Consider the following 22091-nt stretch of genomic DNA (forward strand, 5'->3'; position numbering starts at 1 on the left):
TCACCGCTTAGGAAGTAAAGAAGAGTCCATTGTAAATGTATGTTCCTCGCCAGGAAATGCACCCGACTTTACTTCCTTTACGTAAGAATTTATGGCTGATGTTACCTGTTCATTGCTGTTAAAATAGGGTTTAACAAACTTCGGAATACGATCTACGCCATATTTTAGCAGATCATGGTAAACTAAGACCTGTCCGTCTACCCCAGCGCCAGCTCCTATTCCTATAGTAGGAATTTCAAGCTGTGCAGAAATGAGTTCGGCCAGTTCCTTAGGTACACATTCTAATACCAAAGCAACAGCTCCGGCTTCTTGAATTTGTTTAGCATCATTAATCATTTTTTGTGCAGTTTCTTTTTCTTTCCCCTGAACCTTATACCCGCCCAGTACATGGACAGACTGAGGAGTTAGCCCCAGGTGGCCGACTACAGGGATTCCGCTCGAAGTTAACAAATGAATGGTATGGACCACCTCGTCGGCACCTTCAACCTTCAACGCTTGAGCTTCCGTCTCCTGAAAAATTTTTTTAGCATTCATCAACGTGGTTTCTGTAGAAACGTGATAAGACATAAAAGGCATGTCAACGACTACGAACGTGTTTCTCGCACCTCTTCTTACTGCTTTCCCATGATGAATCATATCTTCCACAGTAACTGGAATTGTAGATTCATATCCGAGTACTACCATTCCCAGACTATCTCCTACAAGAATCATATCAGTTCCTGCCTGTTCTGCCATCATTGCTGAAGGATAATCATAGGCTGTGAGCATCGTAATTTTTTCTTGTTCTGCTTTCATTTTCATGATTTTTGTTTTAGTCAGCATTATAACCACCCTCTCCCCACTGAATTTCTGCAGAGTACAGCTTCTCTTCATTGCCGTTAAAGTCTCTTGCTCTTAAAGCACCATCCGGTTCAATGCCCACGAGGACCGCTTCCCACTCTTTCTTCATAGTCTTGATCGTCACTTTTTCCCCAATTCGATATCCGTATTTTTCCCATAACTTCTTAACATGCTGAAAACCATGAGCCATAAACTGATCGTAAGTAACTTCAAATTGATGCAGCAATTTCTTTATGGTGTCTGTAATAGGCCATATCTGCTCTGATTCAATTCTTAATGAGGAAGCCTTTTTTCTCAACTCTTCAGGGATTTCCTCCGATGTCTGATTTACATTAATACCGATTCCTAAGACAACGTATTGGATTTGGTCATGCTCAGCCTGCATTTCAGTAAGGATTCCCGAGACTTTTTTATGGCTGATAAGAATATCATTCGGCCATTTTATCTGCGGGGCTATCTTTTCTTCCTCACCAAACACCTCAGCTAGCACTGTGGCTGCTAAAAGGGTTAACTGCGGTGCCTGAACCGGTACAAGATCAGGGCGTAATAGAATACTCATCCATATTCCTTTACCTTTTGGCGAATGCCACGGACGGGACATCCTCCCTTTACCTTTCACCTGCTCATCCGCGATGACAACCGTTCCATGCGGCTTATTTTGTTTGGCAAGCTGATGGGCTATATCTTGAGTTGATGGGACTTCTTTATAATGGAAAAGCTGATGACCTAGCCAGTTCGTATCTAATCCCCATTGAACTGTATTTTCACTTACTTTGTCAGGGGAAGAAAGAATTCGATATCCCTTTCGCTGGATGGCTTCAATTTCATAACCATCTTTTTCTAACTCTTTCATATGTTTCCACACGGCCGTACGGGATATATTTAGTTTATCTGAAAGCTGTTGTCCGGAAATATATCCATCACTTTTATCTAATAACTGAATTAATCGGTTTCGGGTGGATTCCATTTTTTTATCCATTCCTTTATCGCTTTATTTTCATTTGGAATCACTGCCGAGACCACAGCCCTCTCAATATCACTTAAATACTCTCCGATCCAGGGTCCTTTCTTTCTTTCAGGAAACATGTGAATTAAGTCTTTGGCCTGAATAGACAGTTCTTTTCGTGAATGAATAGGGAGCGTTTGATAAGCTTTATAAATTGCTGAGGCGTCTACCGTCTGTCCTGCTGCCTGTAAAACATTTATAAAACTTTGCAGCAAACACTCTGGAAGACTGTATAATACTACCGGCAGCGGATCTTCTTTATAAGATTGAAGAGCAGTGCTTAAAATTGAAGCATTTCGTCTTACTCGGTTGGAAAGTTTCCAATCTTTAGTCCAATCGGTAATGGCCAGGGAAAAAGGTCCCTTCTCCAAATAAAATGAAATAATTTCCGAAAAACCTGAAAGCTTACCCATAGGCATGATTTCTATTAAAGAAGGATAGTGATTAAAAATAGGTAAATAATGATGAACTTTCAATGTTTGGATCGTCCCTAGATTTTCCTGCGAGTTTCTGCCCATACATAACTTTTCAAATTCAACAGCTAGACGTTCAACTGAAATCTTCTCAAGCAGGCAGGCTTGTTCTCCTGCAGCTTTAAAAGTGGAAGAATCCAGAGTGAATCCAAGCTGACTTGCAAAGCGTAACGCCCGCATGATTCTAAGGGGGTCCTCTCTAAACCTTTCTTCCGCCTTCCCTACAGCACGAATCAATCCTTTTTTTAGATCGACTTGTCCGCCATAAGGATCTATAATGCCCTTCTTTTGATCCATAGCCATTGCATTTATTGTAAAATCGCGCCTGGCCAGATCTTCTTCAATGGTTCGAACGAATTCTACCTGATCAGGATGTCGGAAATCCTCATACCCTTCTTCGGTACGATATGTAGTTACTTCATAAGATTCTGAGGAATAGCGGACTATTACTGTTCCGTGCTCTATCCCGACTGGAATGACTTTTGGGAACAAATCGATGATTTCCTGGGGTGTAAGCGAGGAAGCTATGTCCACATCACCAACAGGAATATTAAGCAGGGAGTCGCGGACAGCTCCGCCTACAATATGAGCTGTTCCACCTGCGTTTTCGATAAATTTCACAACTTCCAATGCTTTATCGATTTTCGTATTCATGCCCCATCACCTGATCATATAATAGTTCGTATTGGGCGACTATCGCTTTAGATGCGAATTTATCAGCTACTAAATTCTCAGCTTCCACTGAGAATTGTTTCAGCTTTTCTTCATCCAGCAACAATTGCACCGCCATTTCGGAAATACCTTCCACATCTCCAAGGTCTCCAATATATCCCGTAATCCCGTGCCGTATTACTTCGGGAATGCCCCCAATATTAGTCCCAATACAAGGCACACCGCATGACATAGCTTCAAGCAGAACTAACCCAAAACTTTCTTTTTCGGATAAAAGGAGTTTTAAATCAGATATAGCTAACAGCTCACTTACGTTTTCCTGCTTACCTAAAAAGAGGACCTGCTCTTCCAGGTTCAATTCTTTTACGAGGTGATAGCAATTTGAATATTCCGGTCCATCTCCAACGAGGACTAATTTAGCCGGCATATTTTTTGCAACTTCAGCAAAAACGAGAATGACGTCCTGAACTCTTTTAACTTTCCTAAAGTTTGAGATGTGAATGATTACTTTTTCTTCTTCTAAAATACCATACTGCTCTTTTAAACGTGGAGTCTGAATTCGGTAGTACTCCCGCTCATCCACGAAATTATAAATTACATCAATTTCCTTGGATGTGTCCAGCTGCTGCCTTGTTTGATCGACAAGGCTGTTTGAAACTGCTGTTACTCGATCTGACTGATCAATTCCAAACCGGATCATTCGCTTCAGGCTGGAATCTATGCCCAGGACTGTAATATCCGTCCCATGTAATGTAGTTACAATTTTCACATCCCTAACACACATTTGTTTTGCAAGTATTGCCAGTACCGCATGAGGCATCGCGTAATGAACATGCAATATATCCAGTTCTTCACGATCAATGACTTCTGCCATTTTATTAGCGAGAGATAAATCATATGGAGGGTGTTGAAATACCGGATAATTACTCACTTCTACTTCATGATAAAAAATATTTGGATAAACTCGATTTAAACGAAAAGGGACTTGAGAGGTTATAAAATGAATTTTATGTCCCTGTTCAGCCAAAAGTTTGCCTAATTCAGTTGCTATCACCCCGGACCCTCCGACCGTAGGGTAACAAGTAATTCCGATTTTTGCCATAAAGTCTACACCTGATCTTTCATTTCGTCTGCATTATTTCTCCAATTAATTTCTCCCCGCTCCAGAGCCCGTATCATGATTTCTGCACCTGCCAGATTTGTTGCAACAGGGATCTGGTGAACATCACAAAGCCTAAGTAGTGCAGTGATATCAGGTTCATGGGGCTGGGCAGTTAAAGGATCGCGAAAAAAGATAACCATATCCATTTCCTCGTTAGCAATTCTTGCACCAATTTGCTGGTCCCCTCCAAGGGGTCCAGATTGAAAACGAATAATCGGCAATTCTGAGGCTTCCTGAATTTTCTGACCTGTCGTACCTGTTGCAAATAATTGATGTTTTTTGAGGATCGCTGAATACGCCGTAGTAAAGTTAATCATTTCAGGCTTTTTCTTATCATGTGCAATTAATGCAATATTCATTTTATCGGCCTCCCTTTAGTCCAGCAGGTGTTCCAATCCATATACTAAAGTATCCAGTTCCATTACTTGTGTGGCTGCCAATTTCACACCAGACATAAATGACTCTCTATGATGGGAATCGTGCTTTATCGTGAGTGTTTCACCAAGGCTGCCAAACACTACTTCCTGGTGAGCGACAAGACCAGGCAGTCTAAGACTGTGAATCCTCATTCCATCATAGTCAGCTCCTCTCGCTCCTTCAATGGTCTCTTCTTCATATTCATGACCTTGTTTGTGTGCTTTTCTTTCTTCTTGTATCAGCTGGGCTGTTTTGACAGCAGTTCCCGACGGGGCATCCAGTTTCTGATCGTGATGCTTTTCAATTATTTCAACATCAGGGAAGTGTTTAGCAGCCCACTTGGAGAATTGCATCATTAATACCGCACCAACCGCAAAATTTGGAGCAATGACTGTACCAAGCTGCTTCTCTTCACTCAACGAGCGCAGCTCCCCAAGCTGTTCTTCTGTAAAACCTGTGGTCCCCACAACAGGCCTAACATTATATTTCAGGGCAAGTTTCGTATGTTTATATCCGAATTCGGGAGTCGTCAAGTCGATTAAAACATCTGCCTCCACCTCTTGAAGACAAAGCTCTGCATCCGTAAATACCGGGGCATTCAGATTAGGAAGCCCATCTAAGTCTTTAACATTTTCTCCATCAAATTTACGGTCGATACAAGCACTTAAAGATAATTGCTCATCTTTTTCAATCATCCTTAACGCTTCACTGCCCATTTTACCTCTTGGGCCTGCCACAATACATTTAATCTCACTCATTCTCTTTCTCTCCTTCTTTACGAGTCCATCTGTCCCGGTCTCTTGTTTCGATTTTACTCATAGATCTCTCGAATGCCTCTGATAAGTCCATATTCAAGGAATTGGCGAAGCAAGTTAAAACAAAAAGCACATCTCCTAGTTCTTCCTCTAGGGCTTTATCTTTTTCTGAAGACTTCTTAGGCTTTTCTCCATACCTGTGGTTTACTTCTCTTGCTAATTCACCTACTTCCTCCGTCAGCCGTGCTTGAAGGCTTAATGGTGAAAAATACCCTTCCTTAAATTGAGATATGTAACGATCTACTCGATCCTGGATTTCTTTTGTCTCAAAACTCACTGCAATTCCTCCTGATTCAACCTGTTTTCATATAGTAATGGTAGCCAAAAGGAGTCGATTTGACAAATTTTTAGAACTATACTGATTGTAGATTTCACCTTCAGTGATTATAATTATAGCCGTTACAACAAATATGGAGGTGGCTGCGTGAAAATATTCGGGTTAAAAATAAAAAACATTGTGTTTATCCTTCTGGGTTCCGCTATTTTTTCATTTGGGCTTGTTCACTTTAACATTCAAAACGAATTAGGTGAAGGCGGATTTACAGGAATTACACTGCTTCTATTGTATTTATTTGACTGGGATCCAGCATTGATGAATATCATTCTTAATATTCCTGTACTTCTTATTGGATGGAAAATACTCGGACGAAATACGTTTTATTATTCTTTAATTGGGATTATGGCAGTCTCTGTATTTATCAGGCTGTCGCAAATCTATCTGATTGAAATTAACCTTGCCTCCGATCTTACTTTGGCCGCTCTCTTTGCAGGAGTTTGCATAGGAGTAGGATTAGGAATAATTTTCAGATATGGAGGTACTACTGGCGGGGTTGATATTATTGCAAGGCTTATCAACAAATATTTAGGGTGGAGCATGGGGCGTGCGATGTTTCTATTTGACGCACTTGTTATTTTTACTTCTATCATTACCTACTTAGATCATATTAAAGGAATGTATACCCTGGTAGCTGTATTTATCGGCGCCCGTGTTATCGACTTTATACAGGAGGGTGCTTATGCAGCCAGAGGCACCACCATAATCTCGGAGAAAAGCCAGGTTATCGCCCATACAATTATGAAAGAAATGGATCGTGGTGTAACAGTACTTGAAGGTAGAGGATCCTATACCGAATCACGCCGGGATGTATTATACTGTGTAATCGGCAAGAATGAAATTATTCGGCTGCGTCAAATTATTGACCAGATCGATCCCCATGCGTTTGTCGCTGTAAGTCATGTCCATGAAGTGACAGGGGAAGGATTTACTTTAGATGAAAACAAAATGCCTCTAAACTAAAAAAGTCCCGCTTGAATTACTTCAAGCGGGACTTATCCGTTTATTCCTGATTCATTCCAACAAACATAAAGATGAAGCGTAGAAGTTCAGCCAACGCTACAAGCGCCCCTGCAACATAGGTTAAAGCTGCTGCGTTTAATACTTTTTTCGTTTTCCGTTCTTCGTCGTTTCGAATAACACCTGTAGAAACAAGCTGTGCCATTGCTCGGTTAGAAGCATCAAATTCAACAGGAAGCGTTACGAACTGGAAAAGTACGGCTGCTGCAAAAAAGACAATTCCAAGTAAAGCAAGATTTGTTAATCCCAAAAGAAACCCACCAATAATTAAAAAGATGGAGATATTAGATCCAAAGCTTGCCACAGGAACGAGTGCACTTCTAAAACGTAAAAAAGCGTACTCTTCTGCATCCTGAATAGCGTGCCCTACTTCATGCGCAGATACAGCAGAAGCAGCCATTGAGCGACCATGGTAATTGTCTGAAGAAAGTCTAATTACTTTTTTTCTGGGATCATAATGATCCGAAAGCATTCCTCTTGTTTCTTCAATCCCTACATCATAAATCCCATTATCATTGAGTATTTTTCTAGCAACCTCAGCTCCGGTCATTGATGAAGAGGTCGGTACTTTTGAATATTTTTTGTACGTGCTTTTTACCTTTGAAGATGCCCATATCGGCACCAACAATATAATCGCAAAATAAATGAGAAACTCCATTTTCATTCCTCCATCTTAGATGTGTACTACATGTATAGGTCAATTTTAGTCAAATTCATGATAAAAATCAACTATTTAGTTTCTGTTTCTTCTGATGATATTCCTTTTCTGCTCTGTACTTACGATAGCTTACATACACCAGGGTAATCAGAATTGAACCCCCTATAATGATGGCTGTCCAAATAAAAGCATCATACTTATTGTTTGTTTCCTCAGGGACGACATGATCTAAATAATTTAAGACAGTCTGCTGGGAATCTAATGTACTGGTTTCCCCATAATTAAGAAAAGCTGTGGTGGCCGATTCAACATCTTGCTTTGGAAAATTTAACTTCAGTAACGGCGACAGGTTTGTCCACTTTTCCATTACCGAAACTCGGTCCGCTTCAGAATTTTCCACGAGCACCTGTATTTCTTTTAATCTTTCAACGACGTCCGCCTTTTCATTCTCCGCTAAAGAAAGTTCAAAAAACTCCATTAAAGCATCAGCATTTTGCGGGTTTTGTTTAAATTCCTCTGCTAACTGATTAAATGTTTGCAAATGAGGTATGGATTTCTCCTCATAATAGGATGCCAAATCATCATATCGATTATCCAGCATTTTTCCGGCAAGTTCATATTTTTCATCTTCAATTAAGTATGAGTACTGCTGTACAAAAGATTGCCATTGCTCTTCCTCCGTACTGGCGCTTGCCCAATGACTACATAAAAATATTATTCCTGCAGCTGTAAGGAAAACAATGAGAATAGCCCGTCCCATGTAGCCTCTCCCCTTCTACTTCTATCTTAATGATAGTGTATGAAGAGGTCCTTTAAATTAGACCGAATATCTGTGAATTCTCGCAAAGTAGTAACCAATGGCGATAGATAGTAGACTCAGCCAGAAAGTAAAATATCCAATTTCCTTTAAGTGTTCCATTATAGCTGGATAGACAGGCATTTGTTCATATACATAGTCAATGACATCATTGTGAAGGGTCCATACAGCCGCAACCGTAACATGACGAAATCTTATTTTATAGTAAGGAGCATAGAGTAGACCCTGCACAGCCATTGCAGCATGGGAAATAACGAGCATGTAGCCTGTCCATGGCAGGGAACCAAATTCCAAAAACGTAAGACCATTCATAACGACTGCCCATATCCCGTACTTAAATAAAGTAATCAGGGCTAAGGCCTCAATAAAAGGAACGTTTTTATTAAAAATGTAAAACCCCAAAAAGATAGTGAAAAATAAGCTAGCCGTAGGACTATCTGGTACAAACAATAAAAAGATAGGATCTGTTATTTTCAATTGGGACTCATACCATATGTATCCATATATTGTCCCAAAGAGGTTAATGAGGAAAAGAGCTATAAGAAAACTCCGCTGGTTAAGTATGTAATCTAGTAATCCCTTCATAATATTCCTCCAATGATAAAATAAGCCGTGCTCTCGAAGGAAGAGCACGACTTATTTTTTAAGCATTTATGTTATTCTTCCTCGGATCCCTCTTCTTCAGATCCTTCTTCTTCTGAACCTTCACCTTCACCGTCTTCTTCTTCTCCAGTTGGGTTGGTTACGAAAGCGGCCAGATCTTCAAGTTCCTCATCAGAACCTTCAAAGATCCCTGACGGCATTTCGCCTATACCATTCTGGGCAATATCCTTAATTTGATCAGCAGGCAATTGTGTATCAAGCAGAGATGGATAACTTCCAGTACCTTCAAGATTACCACCGTGACAGCTGGCACAATTATTTTCATAAATCTCATATCCCGCGGCTTCTGTGTCAATTTCAGTTTCCTCAGCTTCAATGCTGACACCGTATTGTTCATCACGCTCAGCATAATCTACTTCTGACACTGATTCATAGGTTAACCAGAATGTAGCGATAAAACCAAGCATCATAAGACCAACAGCAATCGGACGTTTATGCGGACGGCGCTCAGGTCCTCTATCCAGAAACGGCGCAAGCAGTAAAGCTCCAAATGCAATAGTCGGTGCAATAATTGCTCCAAAGACGATAAAGTCTCCACCAGCATACTGATATTTTAAAAACTGATATAAGAATAAGAAATACCAGTCAGGTAACGGAATGTATCCAGCATTGGTCGGATCCGCCTGCTGCTCAAGTGGAGATGGATGAGCTGCAGTCAAAATTAAAAAACCAATAAGGAAAACCGAACCAACTAACCATTCTTTAAGAAGGAAGTTAGGCCAGAATGCTTCCGTACGACCAGGGTATTCTGAGTAATCTTTTGGTAAATTGGCTTTTTGTTCGGCGGTAATACGTGAGTCACCAACGAACTTCATACCTTTTCCCCTATGCACAGCTTTCCCTCCTTTACATCATTTCCATATTATAGTGGACCGGAAATTCCTTGTTTACGAATTAAAATAAAGTGAGCACCCATTAAACCAAATAGTGCTGCAGGTAAGAAAAACACATGGATTGCAAAGAATCTTGTCAGCGTCTGGGCTCCGACAATCGTCGGATCACCAGCTAAAAGCGACCGTATACTATCTCCGATAATCGGAGTAGCAGCAGCGATTTCAAGACCTACCTGAGTTGCGAAATAAGCTTTGTTATCCCAAGGCAGTAAGTATCCGGTAAATCCTAGGCCAAGCATGACGAAGAATAAAAGCACACCTACTATCCAGTTTAATTCACGAGGTTTTTTATAAGCTCCCTGGAAAAACACCCGTAAAGTATGTAGAAACAACATGACGATAACAAGACTTGCTCCCCAGTGATGCATCCCACGAACGATCTGTCCATAAGCTACTTCTCTTTGTAAGTAGTAAACAGATTCCCAAGCATTCTCAATATCAGGTACATAATACATAGTTAAAAACATCCCTGATAAAATTTGAATTACCGTTACAAAGAATGTCAAGCCACCAAAACAATAAACAAATGCGGAAAAGTGGTGGGCTGGGTTGACATGCTCGGGCACTTCGTGGTCGGCGATATCACGCCATAAAGGTGTGATGTCTACGCGTTCATCGACCCAATCATAAATTCTCTGTAGCATGATTTACGCCCCCTATCTATCTTGTTCTTGTCCAAGGTACAACATTCCTTCTTCAACTTTATGGTCGAATACCGGCAGCGGTGCTGTTGGCGGTGTGCCAGGCACGTTCACCCCGTCTTTAGTATAACGACCCGCGTGGCAAGGACAATAGAACTGATCAGGATATTCTTCATTTGATGCCCAGTCCACTGTACATCCTAAATGTGTACAAATTGGTGACAAGGCCACAATTTCGTCATCCTCAGTCCGGTACACCCATGCCGTTTTTTGTACCTCTGACTCATACCAACCATCAACTTGATCAACAATCCATTCAAATCTTTGCGGTTCATTAGTAATTTCATCTACGGATGCAACAGATTGGAAGTCACCAGCAGCCGATGGCTTCAGCACAGGATCAATGGCAAACCTGACCATTGGTGCAAGCATTCCTGCAGCCATAAAACCACCAACACCAGTCAGTGTGTAGTTTAAAAATTGACGACGGGATACTCTTTGTTTATCGCTCATTCTTTTCCCCCCTCTATGCTGTAATCCATGCGACATGGATCGATTACATACAGTTTACTAGGACATTACTATGATAGCGCAATCTTATAGCCCGGTCAATAAAATATCGGAGTTATAGGAAAGTTTTAGCTAATCCCAGTAAGCCCTGATAAGTTCACTGATCTGATGAATCTGCTCCTTTACGTAGGAACGGGTTTCGGAAGATTGCAAATTTCTTTCGTTTAAGCTTGGAATCCATAATAAATTTCCATTTAAATTTTGTTCCCATCTTTTCCATTTTGTATCAAAAGTAAATAAAAATACATGTTCGAACGGTTGTTTTTTAAATTTTTCAATCCATTCATTAATTCTTTGCGTTTCATGCTCATACTGTCCTGTTATGTAATTGTAATCTGGAGCTAATAAAACACGACCTCTATACTCCTTCTCTAAAAGCTGAGTAGTAAGTTGATTCAATTCCCTTTGAAAAGCTTCTTTAACTAACGTATGATCTGCCTCAGGGTTAAAAGGGATAAGCGGGATAATTAAAGTATCTACATATTTTTTCTCTGCAGCGTATAACTCGATGTCTTCTTTGGTCCATTGCATTGTAAACGTTACCTCCCTTTCTTACTTTAGTCTATTTTACTAAAAATAAACAAAAAGAAAAGCCAGGAGGAAAAATTCCTCCCGGCTATTCTACTTTAGTGAACTTTAATGCTTCGTTCACTTTATTTAATTCCTCTGCCAGTTGTTTGAATTGATCTTGGTCCCCGCTTTGTAAAACTTCATCAATCTTTTGTTCCAGCTGCTGTTTCTTAAAAGCCAGTAAACTGATGGAAAGCAGCTGCTCAGCTTCTTCACGATCATTCTCATTTACGTAATGATCTTTGGGGAGGTACGGGTTTTCCTCAAGAACAAGAGCGTACATAGAGCACTGATGGGCGTTCTCAAAGTTCATTTGGATATAAATAGGTTCATCCTGATTCATTCTCAGGTCATGGAACGACTTCTCTGCATCATTGGTCATCACTTGACCCTTGTAAAATCGGAATGGAGGGTCCTTGACTCCTTGAGCTGTTATTTCCATTCCTCTTGGACACAACTTAACATCCTCAACGAAACAAACTGAAGAAAGCAGTGATTCGTGATTCATTAAATAATTTAGGATCCAGACACTTTCCCGCTTCTTTAATTGATAATGATTTAAGAACCAACGGACAAATTCTTTTTTTTCATTAACAGAAATCGGTGTTTCCATAGGCGCCCCTCCTGCGCTTCAAAAATTACATGTCTTTTAATCGATGAAGAAATTCTTCCACTTCAGTATTGGATGGCTCAATAGCCAAGTACTCTTCCAATACCTTTTGACCTTCATTCATCTTTCCTTCTTCCACTAAGAAGTATCCGTAAGCTTTCAAGAAAACGTCATCTTCCTTAAGGGATGGATAGGCATTCTGATAATGCTCTAAAGCCTGCTTATAATCTTCCTCTTCCTCATAAGCTTTAGCAAGCTCAAAGAAATAATACGGATCTTCCTCACCCAAAGTAAGAAGTTCGTTAATTAATTCTATGATGGATTCATGGTCAGCATCACTTTTATAATTTTCTATTAAGAAAAGAACGGCTTCTTTGTAACCTGGATCCAGAGCCACTGCTTCTCTCATGTAACGATAACCTGCTTCTTTATCACCGAGTTTATGGGATAAAGTGCCTACAAGGTGATACAGTTCTTTGTTGTATTCATCTTTAGCCAGTCCTTTCTCAGCCATGGAGAGTGCCTCTTTAGGCATCCCTTCCGCTTCATATGCCTGAGCAAGCAAAGGATATACTGACTGATAGTAAGGATCATCTTCAATAAGTCGTTCCCAGACGTGGATAGCAATATCATTGCGCAATGCTTGAAAAGCAACAAAGCCGTAACGGAACATTACATCTGCATGATCTTCTTCCACTTTCTCAAAGTATTCCAGTGATTTTTCAAACTCCCCGGTTGCTGCATAGGCTTCAGCAAGACGCGTAGCTACTTCTATATCCGCTATAACAGGTTGATGATGCATCGCATTTTCATAAAAAGGAATAGCTTTATTGTATTCTCCATTTGAGAATGCTAGTTCACCAAGAGCGAAGTCAATTACAGCTTCATTGGGTTCTAACTGCTTAGCGGTTAACAGCTTCTGCTCGGCTACTTCAAAAAGACCTTGTGATTGATAAAGATCAGCCAGTTGCAAAAGTGATTCTAAATATCCTTCATCTTCAGGAGTGAATTCATTTAAAAGTTCAATTGCATCTTCATCTTCATTTAAGTCAATATGAATTTCAGCCATCATTACTTTTAACTCTGCTTCTTTTGGGTAACGCTGCATTAATTCCTGCAGGATCATCTTAGCTTCCTCAAGCATTCCCCACTGAATATATAGTTCTGTAATGGTGAAGCGTTCTTCTTCATCTGCTTCCGGCAGGTACTGCTGCAGTATCTTGATTGCTTCTTCAGTCTTTTCTGCTTCCATTGCCTGAATGGCTTTATGAATTTCCTCCATACGGACTCCCTTTCAAAAATCAAACAAAATGTTTGTAGATTGAGCTTTTAAAAAATATTCCTGTACAATATGGTTCGGCTATCTGCCGAATTTGGGTTAAATACCCCCGCATAACGGTAGCAACAGGAACAGCTTCATCATATAAGAAAAATCCTTCCTCATCAATTAAATCGTTTGATATTTTCTCATATAAATTGTAATCAGCATAGGCCCCGGCTCTTAATGTTCCTTTGTAAGGATAAATGCCACTGTCTTTTAGATTTTGAAAAGTTAACCTTTCCTCACCAATAGGTTGAGATAACCCTATGATACCATAATTACTAATAAGGTTTGTCCAAAACCTTTCGTTATTCATCTCACTATTTCTACGATTTTTGACACTATAAGTTAGGGGAATCCGGCGGTAACTTTGCGCTTGAGCAATCCATCCCCAGGCTACTTCATCCAGCTCCTCTCTGTCTTCTGCGTTTACAATGATAAAAGGAGTCTTTTTTCTCGCAAAGTACCGGATCATATCCGGATGGAGAGCATGGGAAGAAACTCGCGGGACAATCATATAATCTACGGGAAGACCTTTTAATTTTTCTACAAGCTGAACATATTCACTTTTAAATTGATACTTTGAATGAACAAAAAGCTGAACTAAAAGCAGGGTGCAACCTTTTTTTAAGTAGTATTCACTAAGGGTGACTGGTGATGGGGAGCGGCTTAAGGGGAATGAAGTATCTATCATTACGTGACCGGGGGCTATTATAAAGTGGTTCACATTTACATTTAAAATGTGACCATAGGATTCAGAAGGGTCATTGAACTTGTCACGGGATACGAATAACTCCCCACAGAAGCTTCTATTGTCTTCATACATCATGCCATGAAACCAGTGAGCTCTCATACGATAACCCTCCATCAGGCTTTTTATATCGTATGAGAGCTCTACTTAATCTATGAATCCTTATTTACAAACTTCATGCAAATGGTTAAAAAAACCAGGGTAGGAGATATTTATACAATCCTTGTCTTCAATCGTAACTGGACCCTCGGCAATAATAGAAGCAATTGCTCCCATCATACCGATACGGTGATCTCCATAAGAATTAACTGTTCCTCCAGTCAGCCTGCTGCTGCCATTAATGATCATACCATCTTCTAAAGGTTCAACATCAGCACCTAATGCGCGTAAGTTATCAACTACAGCTCTAATTCTATCGGTTTCTTTCACTCTAAGTTCTTTTGCATCCCGAATATAAGTGGTGCCCTCTGCTTGAGTGGCGGCAAGGGCAAGGATTGGTATTTCATCAATTAAGTTAGGGATAAGCTCGCCTTCAAACGTACAACCATGCAGTTCACTAGTTTTCACATGAACCCTCCCCACAGGTTCATGCCCAACTTTCTCTACCTGCTCAACCTCAATATCCGCACCCATCTTCTTAAGGGCAGTAATAATGCCGTCTCTTGTAGGGTTAAGCCCGGTATTTTCAATTGTAATTGAACTTCCAGGAGTAATCACACCTGCTGCTATAAAGAAAGCGGCGGAAGAAATATCCCCCGGTACTTTTAAATCAGAAGCCTGAGGCTGTTGGTTTCCAGGAATGGTTAATTTATTTGATTGTTTGTCCAGGGACACTCCATACTGAGACATCAACATTTCGGTGTGGTTTCTTGTTATGCCTTTTTCGTAAATCACTGTTTCGCCTTCAGCAAGCATACCTGCAAGCAGGACAGCTGATTTAACCTGGGCACTTTTCACCTTCATCTGAACCGTTGTGCCTTTAAGCTTTTTACCATTGTAAGCTAAAGGCAGATATTGCGCATTGTCCCTTCCAGTGATTTCAGCTCCCATTTCGGATAATGGATCAACAACACGATCCATCGGACGCTTGGAAAGTGAAGGATCTCCATACGCTGTACTAAACAGCGGAAGAGCGGACAACACCCCGCTCATTAAGCGGGCAGTCGTACCTGAGTTCCCGAAATAAATTGGATTGACAGGAGCTTGAAGTGATTGAATACCTTGGCCGTGCACAGTTACATCTGTTCCATCTCGTTCAATCCTAACCCCAAACTCTCTGAAAGCCTGGATCGTTCGGAGACAATCTTCTCCGTCTAAAAAATTTGATATACGTGACGTTCCTTCTGCTAAAGCAGAAAAGATGATAGCACGATGAGAAATCGATTTATCACCCGGAACGGAGAGTGTGCCCTTTAATCCCTTAGAGGCAGGGTGTAATTTTACGTGTGTCATTTAAAAGTGCCTCCTACTGTTCAGTCATTACTTCATAGCCTCTGCTGGCTAAAAGATCATAACTCGTCTTTTGTTCCTGGCTGGTCGTAAAGCTGATTCGTAACACACCAGTGATTCCCTCGCGAATCTCCAGGATTTCGATGTTTTTAATACTAATATCAGCTTCAGCCAACTGCTGAATCACTTTATAAATCGCACCAGGCTGATCATGAATGTCTACGTATAAATCATAGAAAGCAGGGATGGCTCCTTTTTCTTTAACAGGCAGCCCGTCACGGTATTGCTTTGCTTGCTGCAAATAGTCGTAAGTAGTTTGTGCCTCCTGCTCATGAAGTAAAGTTTGAAGCTCATGCATTTCTTCGATCCAGTCACCAAGCATTTGAATAAGCAGGGTCCGGTTTTGAAAAAAGATATCCTGCCATAATGCAGGATTACTGGAAGCAATTCTAGTTATGTCTCTAAAACCACCCGCAGCCAGGTGTTCCAAATAAGGATGTGTCTTCTGCCACTCTTTCGCCTGGTGAACGAGAGACGATGCAATTAAGTGCGGAAAATGCGAAATCACAGCTGTCATTTCATCGTGCTCTTTCGTCGTCAGCGTTAAGAATCTGGCATTCGTTTCTGAAAACAATTCCTCGAGCCGCCTTGCCTGTTGCCCATTTGATTTTTTACTTGGCGTTAATACGTAGATCGCATTTTCAAATAAATGGGGTTTGGCTGCGGAATACCCTTGCTTATGGGAGCCTGCCATGGGATGTCCGCCTACAAATGTAACTTTATCATTTGACAGCTTATTCGCAGCCTCTAGTACATTATTTTTAACAGAAGAGACGTCGGTAACAAGAAGCGGCTTTTGTAACGTACATTCATTTAATTGGTTTAAATAATCAATTGTAACAGAGATAGGAGTGGCTAAGATCAAGATATCCGCTTGAAGGCAGCCAGCAGTAAAATCTTCAGCCTCTTCATAGATGACTCCTTGTATTTTTGCCATATCAATTGTTTTTGGATCAGGGTCAAGTGCAATAACTTTATAGTCTTCTTTCTTGGCTACATTCATCGCGAGTGAGCCTCCGATGAGACCCAGACCTACGATAAAAACGGTCTGCTTCATTTAGAAATCCCTATTAGTCTCTCTTTTATTTCTGATTGCACCTCAGCCATATCTTCCTGGCTCCCTATCGTTAAACGTATTGAATTGGGCAGACCTAGTGCTTCACCTGAACGGACGATATAACCTTTGCTGAGCAAGTGTTCAAACATCTCATCTCCACTTACAGGTAAATGAACTAAGACGAAATTTGCTTCAGATGGAAAATAACCCAGCCCTTCTTGATCAAGAAACTCCATGAGTTTTCTTTTATTTACAGCATTTTCTTTCACTGTCTCAGAGATAAATTGCTGATCATCCAGAGCTAGAATTGCTGCAGCCTGAGCGATGGTGGACGTATTAAATGGTTCTCTTGCAGGTTCTAACGTTGAAATAATTTCTGAGCTCCCTACACCGTAACCAATTCGCAATCCAGCTAAGCCATAGGCTTTAGAAAACGTACGTAATACCATTAGATTATCAAACTGACTTAGAGCGGCAACTGAATCTAAAGCATCCTCTGCTTCCATATATTCATAGTAGGCTTCATCCAGTACTACCAGTACAGAAGGAGGGCAATCGTTTAATACCTTCTTAATCTCTTCAGCAGACAGATGAACACCAGTCGGGTTGTTGGGGGTACACAGCCATAGCACCCTGGTATTTTCATCTACCTGGTCAAGCATGGTCTTAAGATCATGCCGGCCGTCAACAAGGGGCACTTCTCTCACTTCGGCGCCTTCAATTAACGCATTATGCTTATACTGTGGAAAGGTGGGCGCTGCCATAATTGTGTTGGCTCCGGGTTCTAAGAAAGTGCGGCAGATAATTTGCACCACTTCATCAGATCCATTGCCAAAAATTAACTGCTCCTCATTCACCTTTAAAAAAGCGGCAACTTTTTTACGAAGGGCGGCAGCGTAACCATCTGGATACTTCTCCAATTGTTCTATTAACTTGGGCAGCTGTTTCTTTACCTGTGGTGAGAAACCAAATGGGTTTTCATTTGAGGCTAATTTTACAATCTTATCCAGCCCGTATTCTTTTTTCACCTCTTCAATTTGTTTACCGGGCTTATAAGGACTCATTCCTTTAAGTATTTCTTTAGCTTTCATGATGATCACTCCTTACTTGCTCTAAGTCAGGCCGAAGCGCTTTAGCACCGTAATGGTAGACATGCTGTATATTTTTTTGGGAGGCAGCAGAATTCACCGTCATCATTACCCGAACACACTTTTCCAGACTGTCAGGGACCGGAATTTCCTGCATACACATTACAGGGACATAAGTCCATCCGCTTAGATGCCTGAGCGATCTAGCAGGAAATGCTGCATTTAAGTCCTCTGTGACACTAAATAAAACGGACGCCACATCTTCAGCTTCTATCTTGTTTTTATTTACCATCTCTAGTACAAGTTCATAAGAACGAGCGACGATTTCGTCTGCATCATTGCTCTGGACAGTTGTAGCTCCTCTAATTCCTCTCATCAATGCCGCTCACCTCTTTTATAAAATCGCTTAAATACTCTTTTATAAGCCCTTCTTCAATCTTTTGTACAACAGGGTTTCCAACAGCTTCTAAAAGAACATAATGAATCTGACTGTCTACGGTCTTTTTATCCCATTTCATCCGCTCTATTATTCGATCGGGATCTATAGTTTCTGCTAGATTTATCGGGTAGTGATTCATCTGCAGCCATTTAATATAGTTACCCACCGGTAAAGAAGCTTCAAGATATTGTTCACTCACCCTCATGGCAAACCAAATCCCGATAGCAACGGCTTCCCCGTGGGTTATGCGGCCATACCCTAGTTCGGCTTCAAGAGCATGAGCAAGAGTATGACCCAGGTTGAGATGTTTCCTAATACCCTGTTCTTTCTCATCTTCCTCTACAATTTGAGCCTTTACTTTAATCCCTTTTGCTAAATATTCATTAAGTTGTTCGGAAGATAGATGTAAGATATTCGTTTTTAAAATTTCCTCACACCATGCAGAATCACTTAAAAGTGCATGCTTTACCACTTCTCCGAAACCTGAACGTATTTCTGCAGATGGAAGGCTCGATAGAGTTTCCGTGTCATAAATAACTTGAATCGGATTATAAAAACATCCGATTAAGTTTTTACCCTGCGTGTGGTTGATCGCAACTTTACCACCCACGCTGCTGTCATGGGCTAAAATCGTCGTAGGCATTTGTAGAAAATCAATACCTCTTAAATATGTTGCCGCCGCAAACCCTGCTAAATCACCTACCATGCCCCCGCCTAATCCAACAATTAACGACTTGCGGTCAAGCTGCCTGGCAATGCACGTATCCATTAAACGGCTGTACTGTTCCATGCTCTTTGAAGCTTCACCTGCAGGCACTATATGTTCAGTTATTTCTACATGAGATGGAAACGACTGCTTAACATCTTCTAAATATAAAGGAGCAACTTCACTGTCAGTAATGACTAAAATATTTTTATAACTGCCCTCAATAATGCTTTCTAGTTGAAACCGAAGGGAAGCTCCGATTTCAACCTTATATGAATGGGTGGATGCAGCAATTTGAATCTGCTCCATTAAAAATCACGCACTTCTGCCCGGTAATCGTCTACGGCTTTCTTTAAACGAGGGAAATAGTCAGAAGGAAATTCTTCAGTAATGGCTTTAGCTAATTCAAAAGCGACAATATGTTCCATTACAACTGAAGCTGCTGGGACCGCACAAGAATCAGAACGTTCTATACTTGCTTGAAACGGCTCCTTCGTCTCAATATCTATGCTTTGCAATGGCTTGTAAAGGGTAGGGATCGGTTTCATTACCCCTTTTACAACAATTGGCATACCTGAAGTCATTCCCCCTTCAAAACCTCCAAGGTTATTAGTTCTTCGGTAATAGCCTTTTTCTGCATTCCATAAAATTTCATCATGAACCTGGCTGCCATTTCTGCGGGCCGCTTCAAAGCCGATACCAAATTCCACCCCTTTAAAGGCATTGATGCTCATTACAGCACCTGCAAGCTTGGCATCTAATTTGCGGTCGTATTGGACATATGATCCAAGTCCGGCAGGCATGCCTTCAACATAAACTTCACACACCCCGCCTATTGAATCGCCTTCTTTCTTAGCAAGGTCTATTGCTTCCATCATTTTTTGAGCAGCCTCTTCATCGAAGGTGCGGACAGGCGACTCTTCTGAAATACGAGCTCTTTCGTGAACATCCAAAGTCTCGTCAACTTTACTGACGATCCCGGCAATTTCCCTAACGTAGCCCGCTACCTCTATTCCAAGTTCTTTTAATAAAACTTTAGCAACGGCACCTGCTCCTACACGTGCAGCTGTTTCTCTCGCAGAAGAACGTTCGAGCACGTTTCTCATATCCCTGTGTCCATACTTCATACCGCCATTTAAATCAGCATGACCTGGACGCGGCCGTGAGATTGTCCGTTTTACTTCTGTATCTTCTGGTAAGGGATCTTCTCCCATAATGTTGACCCAGTGTTTAAAATCATCATTATGCACGACTAAGGAAATAGGTGAACCTAATGTATACCCATGCCGTACACCGCTGGTAATTTCGACCAAGTCTTTCTCTATCTGCATGCGACGTCCTCTGCCATACCCGCCCTGCCTTCTTATTAATGATTCATTTATTTGTTCTGGAACTAAAGGCAAGTGTGATGGAACGCCTTCAATAATTGTGGTTAACTGTTTTCCATGAGACTCACCTGCTGTTAAATAACGCATGAGTAACGGCCCCCTAGTTTTAAAAATTTATGTACTACTATATCATAAGCTTAAAGCTTTGTGTTCTTTAAATATTCAATCTATTAAAAAAACAGAGTTTGTTCGACTTTTTACGCGTTTTTCTCATAAAAGAAAGTGTCAAATAGCTTCAGGTTATATTCACCTGGAGTAAAAACCTGTTCAGTGCTCCCTACAAAAAATATTCCATTCTCCGTTAGAGATTGGCTGAACTTATGATAAATCTGCTGTTTGGCTTGTTCTGTAAAATATATAAGCACGTTTCGACAGACAATTAGGTCATAATTCTGTTCGAAGCGATCGGACAACAGGTTGTGCTTCTTAAAAATAATGTCTTTCTTCAGCTCATCACTGACCTGATAATGAAGGCCTTGTTTCTTAAAATACTTGTGGACCATTTCTTTAGGCGCTTCTCTTAAAGACCGTTCAGGGTAAACACCCATTTCTGCACGTCGCAACGCATTTTCATCGATATCTGTAGCCGTAATCTCAAACTTATTCGATGATATGTGCTTATTAAGGATCATAGCCAGCGTATAAGGCTCTTCCCCTGTTGAACATGCAGCACTCCAGACTTTGATCCTGTTTCTTGTTTTCTTTAAATGGGGGATTACTTTTTCTTCTAATACATCCCAGCGTTTTTTATTCCGATAAAATTCAGACACGTTGATGGTTAAGCGATCTAATAATTCATGAAAAAGCTCTGCATCTTTTTGCACATCGGTAAAATAACTGGAAAAATCATGATAGCCCCTTTTATCGCGTAAAGAGGTTAATCTCCTCTTCATCTGTGCTTCTTTGTAAAAAAAAAGATCAATCCCTGATTTTTTTTTAAAATTACTGACAAATGTTTCGTAATCGTTTTTCATCCTAAAAATCTCCTCACCAAACTCCCTCTTTTACAGAGTAAAGCATTAAATTGTTGATGTAAAGTTCCATTTTATAAAAAATTTAAAGGTAAAGATTCCTGCCTTTCGTTTCCAATCCACTATTACAGCTTAACCTTTTTGGCTGTGTCTGGAGAGAAATGATAGAATCCTTATCGGGAAAATAAAAAGCTATCTCGAGCGTGAACCGATTACAGTTCAACGCTGAGATAGCTGTGCCTTAATACACCCAGGATAAATTATCCTTATTGTAATCAATCATCTCATTTTTTTGGAAAAAAAGACCGATTTCCCTTTCAGCACTCTGCTGAGAATCTGATCCATGGATCACATTTTTACCTACGGTTAAACCATAATCCCCCCGGACAGTACCTGGAGACGCTTCTTGAGGATTAGTTGCCCCCATCATTTGGCGGGCTGTTGAAATGACATTTTCACCTTCCCATACCATGGCAAATACTGGACCGGAAGTTATAAAATTAACTAATTCCTCAAAAAAAGGCTTGCCTTTATGCTCTCCATAATGCTCCTCTGCAAGGGCACGGTCTATGGTCATTAACTTAGCGCCAGCCAGTTTAAAACCTTTATTTTCGAACTTTGTGGTTACTTCTCCTATTAAATTACGCTGAACTCCATCTGGTTTAATCATTAAAAATGTTTTTTCCATGGTTAAGCACCT

General features: G+C 40.7%; 26 protein-coding genes. 1 reads left to right on the forward strand and 25 read right to left on the reverse strand.

The genetic code is table 11. The features are described from left to right. From panB to C1A12_RS11795, 7 genes are read right to left on the reverse strand one after another with little or no spacing between them, the layout of a single operon-like run. A complete protein-coding gene (gene panB / locus C1A12_RS11765; RefSeq protein WP_101844068.1) occupies positions 1-822 on the reverse strand; it encodes a 3-methyl-2-oxobutanoate hydroxymethyltransferase in 822 nt (273 codons plus the stop codon). Next, positions 812-1807 (reverse strand): biotin--[acetyl-CoA-carboxylase] ligase, encoded by a 996-nt coding sequence (locus C1A12_RS11770; RefSeq protein WP_101844069.1) that lies wholly within the window; start codon positions 1805-1807, stop codon positions 812-814. Before C1A12_RS11770 ends, panB begins: the two co-directional genes overlap by 11 nt. Then, complete coding sequence (locus C1A12_RS11775; protein WP_101844070.1) at positions 1783-2973, reverse strand: CCA tRNA nucleotidyltransferase; 1191 nt, start codon at positions 2971-2973, stop codon at positions 1783-1785. The genes C1A12_RS11770 and C1A12_RS11775 overlap by 25 nt, the downstream gene beginning before the upstream one ends. Then, on the reverse strand, positions 2954-4093 hold the full coding sequence (gene bshA, locus C1A12_RS11780) for an N-acetyl-alpha-D-glucosaminyl L-malate synthase BshA (protein WP_101844071.1): 1140 nt from the start codon (positions 4091-4093) through the stop codon (positions 2954-2956). The genes C1A12_RS11775 and bshA overlap by 20 nt, the downstream gene beginning before the upstream one ends. A 5-nt stretch (positions 4094-4098) precedes the next feature. Beyond that, on the reverse strand, positions 4099-4512 hold the full coding sequence (locus tag C1A12_RS11785; protein ID WP_101844072.1) for a methylglyoxal synthase: 414 nt from the start codon (positions 4510-4512) through the stop codon (positions 4099-4101). 15 nt (positions 4513-4527) lie between these two features. Further along, complete coding sequence (gene dapB, locus C1A12_RS11790) at positions 4528-5328, reverse strand: 4-hydroxy-tetrahydrodipicolinate reductase (RefSeq protein ID WP_101844073.1); 801 nt, start codon at positions 5326-5328, stop codon at positions 4528-4530. Continuing rightward, positions 5321-5662 carry a nucleotide pyrophosphohydrolase gene (locus C1A12_RS11795; RefSeq protein WP_101844074.1) on the reverse strand — a complete coding sequence of 114 codons (342 nt, stop codon included), beginning with the start codon at positions 5660-5662 and terminating at the stop codon, positions 5321-5323. The genes dapB and C1A12_RS11795 overlap by 8 nt, the downstream gene beginning before the upstream one ends. Positions 5663-5815: 153 nt before the next feature. On the opposite strand from C1A12_RS11795, the gene C1A12_RS11800 reads away from it, so the two are divergent. After that, complete coding sequence (locus C1A12_RS11800; RefSeq protein ID WP_101844880.1) at positions 5816-6682, forward strand: YitT family protein; 867 nt, start codon at positions 5816-5818, stop codon at positions 6680-6682. Positions 6683-6722: 40 nt separating this feature from the next. Here the strand turns inward: C1A12_RS11800 and C1A12_RS11805 are convergent, their stop codons facing one another. From C1A12_RS11805 to ndk, 18 genes are all read right to left on the reverse strand, one after another. Continuing rightward, on the reverse strand, positions 6723-7397 hold the full coding sequence (locus tag C1A12_RS11805) for a zinc metallopeptidase (protein WP_101844075.1): 675 nt from the start codon (positions 7395-7397) through the stop codon (positions 6723-6725). A 67-nt stretch (positions 7398-7464) separates the two neighbouring features. Further along, complete coding sequence (locus C1A12_RS11810) at positions 7465-8157, reverse strand: sporulation protein YpjB (RefSeq protein ID WP_101844076.1); 693 nt, start codon at positions 8155-8157, stop codon at positions 7465-7467. A gap of 57 nt (positions 8158-8214) precedes the next feature. Further along, a complete protein-coding gene (locus C1A12_RS11815) occupies positions 8215-8799 on the reverse strand; it encodes a DUF1405 domain-containing protein (RefSeq protein ID WP_101844077.1) in 585 nt (194 codons plus the stop codon). A gap of 71 nt (positions 8800-8870) precedes the next feature. Beyond that, positions 8871-9710: a menaquinol-cytochrome c reductase cytochrome b/c subunit gene (locus C1A12_RS11820; RefSeq protein WP_101844078.1), complete on the reverse strand. Its 840-nt coding sequence runs from the start codon at positions 9708-9710 to the stop codon at positions 8871-8873. A 29-nt stretch (positions 9711-9739) separates the two neighbouring features. After that, positions 9740-10414 (reverse strand): menaquinol-cytochrome c reductase cytochrome b subunit, encoded by a 675-nt coding sequence (gene qcrB, locus C1A12_RS11825; protein ID WP_101844079.1) that lies wholly within the window; start codon positions 10412-10414, stop codon positions 9740-9742. A 12-nt stretch (positions 10415-10426) separates the two neighbouring features. Beyond that, positions 10427-10924 carry a ubiquinol-cytochrome c reductase iron-sulfur subunit gene (locus C1A12_RS11830; RefSeq protein WP_101844080.1) on the reverse strand — a complete coding sequence of 166 codons (498 nt, stop codon included), beginning with the start codon at positions 10922-10924 and terminating at the stop codon, positions 10427-10429. A gap of 129 nt (positions 10925-11053) precedes the next feature. Further along, positions 11054-11512 carry a DUF2487 family protein gene (locus tag C1A12_RS11835; protein ID WP_101844081.1) on the reverse strand — a complete coding sequence of 153 codons (459 nt, stop codon included), beginning with the start codon at positions 11510-11512 and terminating at the stop codon, positions 11054-11056. A gap of 85 nt (positions 11513-11597) precedes the next feature. Then, positions 11598-12164 (reverse strand): ReoY family proteolytic degradation factor, encoded by a 567-nt coding sequence (locus C1A12_RS11840; RefSeq protein ID WP_101844082.1) that lies wholly within the window; start codon positions 12162-12164, stop codon positions 11598-11600. Positions 12165-12189: 25 nt separating this feature from the next. Beyond that, positions 12190-13443: a tetratricopeptide repeat protein gene (locus C1A12_RS11845; RefSeq protein WP_101844083.1), complete on the reverse strand. Its 1254-nt coding sequence runs from the start codon at positions 13441-13443 to the stop codon at positions 12190-12192. Between the two features lie 19 nt (positions 13444-13462). Further along, positions 13463-14335, reverse strand: coding sequence for a hypothetical protein (locus tag C1A12_RS11850; RefSeq protein ID WP_101844084.1), 873 nt, complete (start codon positions 14333-14335; stop codon positions 13463-13465). 60 nt (positions 14336-14395) lie between these two features. Then, on the reverse strand, positions 14396-15685 hold the full coding sequence (gene aroA, locus C1A12_RS11855) for a 3-phosphoshikimate 1-carboxyvinyltransferase (RefSeq protein WP_101844085.1): 1290 nt from the start codon (positions 15683-15685) through the stop codon (positions 14396-14398). A 13-nt stretch (positions 15686-15698) separates the two neighbouring features. Beyond that, positions 15699-16799 carry a prephenate dehydrogenase gene (locus C1A12_RS11860; RefSeq protein WP_101844086.1) on the reverse strand — a complete coding sequence of 367 codons (1101 nt, stop codon included), beginning with the start codon at positions 16797-16799 and terminating at the stop codon, positions 15699-15701. Then, positions 16796-17890, reverse strand: coding sequence for a histidinol-phosphate transaminase (gene hisC, locus C1A12_RS11865; RefSeq protein WP_101844087.1), 1095 nt, complete (start codon positions 17888-17890; stop codon positions 16796-16798). The genes C1A12_RS11860 and hisC overlap by 4 nt, the downstream gene beginning before the upstream one ends. Further along, positions 17880-18266 carry a chorismate mutase gene (aroH, locus tag C1A12_RS11870; RefSeq protein ID WP_101844088.1) on the reverse strand — a complete coding sequence of 129 codons (387 nt, stop codon included), beginning with the start codon at positions 18264-18266 and terminating at the stop codon, positions 17880-17882. The genes hisC and aroH overlap by 11 nt, the downstream gene beginning before the upstream one ends. Then, complete coding sequence (gene aroB, locus C1A12_RS11875) at positions 18250-19341, reverse strand: 3-dehydroquinate synthase (protein WP_101844089.1); 1092 nt, start codon at positions 19339-19341, stop codon at positions 18250-18252. Before aroB ends, aroH begins: the two co-directional genes overlap by 17 nt. Further along, a complete protein-coding gene (gene aroC / locus C1A12_RS11880; protein ID WP_101844090.1) occupies positions 19341-20507 on the reverse strand; it encodes a chorismate synthase in 1167 nt (388 codons plus the stop codon). The genes aroB and aroC overlap by 1 nt, the downstream gene beginning before the upstream one ends. 110 nt (positions 20508-20617) lie before the next feature. Continuing rightward, complete coding sequence (locus tag C1A12_RS11885; RefSeq protein ID WP_101844091.1) at positions 20618-21394, reverse strand: protein-glutamate O-methyltransferase CheR; 777 nt, start codon at positions 21392-21394, stop codon at positions 20618-20620. A gap of 238 nt (positions 21395-21632) precedes the next feature. Continuing rightward, positions 21633-22079 (reverse strand): nucleoside-diphosphate kinase, encoded by a 447-nt coding sequence (gene ndk / locus C1A12_RS11890; protein WP_101844092.1) that lies wholly within the window; start codon positions 22077-22079, stop codon positions 21633-21635. Between the last annotated feature and the right edge of the window lie 12 nt (positions 22080-22091).

The organism is Halobacillus sp. Marseille-P3879 (assembly GCF_900240285.1).
Lineage (GTDB): Bacteria > Bacillota > Bacilli > Bacillales > Halobacillaceae > Halobacillus_A.